2 pseudogenes are annotated in these 3,930 nt (G+C 63.5%); both read right to left on the bottom strand.

The features are described from left to right. Positions 1-60 precede the first annotated feature (60 nt). A pseudogene (gene prpF / locus JWR98_RS28905) lies at positions 61-1,250 on the bottom strand (2-methylaconitate cis-trans isomerase PrpF). Positions 1,251-1,261: 11 nt separating this feature from the next. Further along, positions 1,262-3,855: pseudogene (gene acnD, locus JWR98_RS28900) on the bottom strand (Fe/S-dependent 2-methylisocitrate dehydratase AcnD). Between the last annotated feature and the right edge of the window lie 75 nt (positions 3,856-3,930).

Raw genomic sequence — 3,930 nt, 5'->3', positions numbered from 1 at the left:
AGCTTGCTCCCTCGCCACAGGTCATTTTTTACCCCTCCCACAGGGGATCGGTGTTGGGCTTTAGAAAGAGTCGCCGGGAACGCGCACGAAGCCTTCCATCAACACCCGCGCACTGCGGCTCATGATGGCTTTTTTCACGACCCATTCGCCGTTCACCTGGGTAGCTTCAGCCCCCACGCGCAAGGTGCCGGACGGATGCCCGAAGCGCACCGCATTACGTTCCACGCCACCGGCGGCGAGGTTGACCAACGTGCCGGAAATCGCCGCCGCCGTGCCAATCGCCACCGCCGCAGTGCCCATCATCGCGTGGTGCAGTTTGCCCATGGACAGCGCGCGCACCAGCAGGTCGACGTCGCCGGCCTTGATCGCCTTGCCGCTGGAGGCCACGTAATCGGCAGGCTTGGCCACAAACGCGACCTTCGGCGTGTGCTGGCGCTGGGCCGCTTCGTCCAGGTGTTTGATCAAGCCCATGCGCAGCGCGCCGTGGGCACGCACGGTCTCGAACATCGCCAGGGCCTTGGGGTCGCTGTTGATCGCGCCTTGCAGCTCGGTGCCGGTATAACCCAAGTCTTCGGCGTTGATGAAAATTGTCGGGATCCCGGCATTGATCAGCGTGGCCTTGAAGGTGCCGACACCGGGCACTTGCAGGTCGTCGACCAGGTTACCGGTAGGGAACATCGAGCCACCGCCGCCCTCTTCTTCCGCCGCCGGGTCCATGAACTCCAGCTGCACTTCGGCGGCCGGGAAGGTCACGCCATCGAGTTCGAAATCGCCGGTTTCCTGTACCGCGCCGTCGGTGATCGGCACATGAGCGATGATGGTCTTGCCGATATTGGCCTGCCAGACGCGCACCACGGCGACGCCGTTGCGGGGAATGCGGGCCGGGTCGACCAGGCCGGCGCTGATGGCGAACGAACCCACCGCCGCCGACAGGTTGCCGCAGTTACCACTCCAATCGACAAAGGGCTTGTCGATGGAGACCTGGCCAAACAGATAGTCCACGTCATGATCGGCGCGGGTGCTTTTGGCGAGGATCACGGTTTTGCTGGTGCTCGACGTGGCGCCGCCCATGCCGTCGATTTGCTTGTCATAGGGATCGGGGCTGCCGATCACCCGCAGCAGCAAGGCATCGCGCGCGGCGCCCGGACCTGCGCCGACGCGGGCAGGTCCCGAAGGCTGAAGAACACGCCCTTGCTGGTGCCGCCACGCATATAAGTGGCGGGGATCTTGATTTGCGCTACATGTGCCATGGTTAACCTCTTCAGGCGGTCGCCGCCGATTCCAGGAAGTCCTGGGCAAAGCGTTGCAACACGCCGCCCGCCTCGTAGATCGACACTTCTTCGGCGGTGTCCAGGCGGCAGGTTACCGGCACCTCGACACGTTCGCCGTTCTTGCGGTTGATCACCAGGGTCAACTGCGCACGCGGGGTACGTTCGCCGACCACGTCATAGGTTTCACTGCCGTCGATATGCAAGGTGTGACGGTCGGTGCCCGGCAAGAACTCCAACGGCAACACGCCCATGCCCACCAGGTTGGTGCGGTGGATGCGCTCGAACCCTTCGGCGGCAATCGCTTCCACACCGGCCAGGCGTACGCCCTTGGCGGCCCAGTCGCGGGACGAGCCTTGGCCGTAGTCGGCACCGGCGATGATGATCAGCGGTTGCTTGCGTTCCATGTAGGTTTCGATGGCTTCCCACATGCGCGTGACCTTGCCTTCGGGCTCGATGCGCGCCAGGGAGCCCTGCTTGACCTTGCCGTTTTCCTGCACCATTTCATTGAACAGTTTAGGGTTGGCAAACGTCGCGCGTTGCGCGGTCAGGTGGTCGCCACGGTGGGTCGCGTAGGAGTTGAAGTCCACCTCAGGCAGGCCCATTTTCGCCAGGTATTCGCCGGCGGCACTGTCCAGCATGATCGCGTTGGACGGCGACAGATGGTCAGTGGTGATGTTGTCCGGCAGCACCGCCAGCGGGCGCATGCCCTTGAGCGGGCGCGCACCGGCCAATGCACCTTCCCAATACGGCGGGCGGCGGATGTAGGTACTTTGCGGGCGCCAGTCGTAAAGCGGCGTGACTTTGGGGCCGGTGTCTTCATGGATCGCGAACATTGGGATGTATACCGCGCGGAATTGCTCGGGCTTGACCGAGGCCTTGACCACCGCGTCGATCTCTTCGTCGCTCGGCCAGATGTCCAGCAGGCGGATTTCTTTGCCATCAGCGTCAAGGCCAAGCACGTCCTTTTCGATGTCGAAACGGATGGTGCCGGCAATCGCATACGCCACGACCAGCGGCGGCGACGCCAGGAACGCTTGCTTGGCGTACGGGTGAATCCGTCCGTCGAAGTTGCGGTTGCCCGAGAGCACGGCGGTGGCGTACAGGTCGCGGTCGATGATCTCCTGCTGGATTACCGGGTCGAGTGCGCCGGACATGCCGTTGCAGGTGGTGCAGGCGAAGGCCACTACGCCAAAGCCGAGCTTTTCCAGCTCATGGCCCAGGCCGGCCTCTTCCAGGTACATGGCCACGGTTTTCGAACCGGGCGCCAGGGACGACTTGACCCACGGTTTGCGCGTCAGCCCCAGCCTGTTGGCGTTGCGCGCCAGCAGGCCGGCGGCGATCACGTTGCGCGGGTTGCTGGTGTTGGTGCAACTGGTGATGGCGGCGATGATCACCGCGCCGTCAGGCATTTGCCCCGGCACGTCGTCCCACTGGCCCGAGATACCTTTGGAGGCCAGATCGCGGGTAGCGACACGGGCATGCGGGTTGCTCGGGCGGCCATGTTGCGCACTACACTGGACAGGTCGAAGGTCAGGCCACGCTCGTATTGCGCGCCTTTGAGGTCATCCGCCCACAGCCCGGTGTGACGCGCGTATTGTTCGACCAAAGCGACTTGTTCATCTTCGCGACCGGTGAGTTTGAGGTAGGCAATGGTTTGCTGGTCGATGTAGAACATCGCCGCCGTGGCGCCGTACTCCGGGGCCATGTTGGAAATGGTGGCACGGTCGCCCAACGTCAGTGCCGAGGCCCCTTCGCCGAAGAACTCGAGCCAGGCACCCACGACTTTCTGCTGACGCAGGAATTCGGTAAGGGCCAGCACCATGTCGGTGGCCGTGATCCCCGGCAGCAATTTACCGGTCAGCTCGACGCCAACGCTTTCCGGCAGGCGCATCCACGAAGCGCGACCCAACATCACACTCTCGGCTTCCAGGCCGCCGACGCCGATGGCGATCACGCCCAGCGCGTCCACATGCGGGGTGTGGCTGTCGGTGCCGACGCACGTGTCGGGAAACGCCACACCGTCACGCACCTGGATCACCGGAGACATTTTCTCCAGGTTGATCTGGTGCATGATGCCGTTGCCGGGCGGGATCACGTCGACGTTCTTGAAGGCTTTTTTGGTCCACTCGATAAAGTGGAAACGGTCTTCGTTGCGGCGGTCTTCAATGGCGCGGTTCTTCTCGAACGCGTCCGGGTCGGAACCACCGGCTTCGACGGCCAGCGAGTGGTCGACAATCAACTGGGTCGGCACTACCGGGTTGACCTGCGCCGGGTCGCCGCCTTGCAGGGCGATGGCATCGCGCAGGCCGGCGAGGTCGACCAGCGCGGTCTGGCCGAGGATGTCATGGCACACCACACGGGCCGGAAACCACGGGAAATCGAGGTCGCGCTTGCGCTCGATCAGTTGGCTCAAGGACGCATTGAGCGTGGCCGGGTCGCAACGGCGCACCAGGTTCTCGGCAAGCACGCGGGAGGTGTAGGGCAAGGTGGCGTAGGCGCCGGGAGTGATGGCTTCGACTGCCGCGCGGGCGTCGAAGTAATCCAGGCGGCTGCCGGGGAGCGGTTTGCGAAATTCAGTGTTCATCGTCAGGACTCGGTCACGGTGATTGCAAGAGGAACCCACTGATCCAGATTTGAAATGCGATTTAAATGTGGGAGG

This window comes from Pseudomonas lactucae (assembly GCF_016937615.1).
Lineage (GTDB): Bacteria > Pseudomonadota > Gammaproteobacteria > Pseudomonadales > Pseudomonadaceae > Aquipseudomonas > Aquipseudomonas lactucae.
The sequence above is the reverse complement of the archived record's forward strand: the minus strand, read 5'-3'. Positions and strand labels throughout refer to the sequence as shown.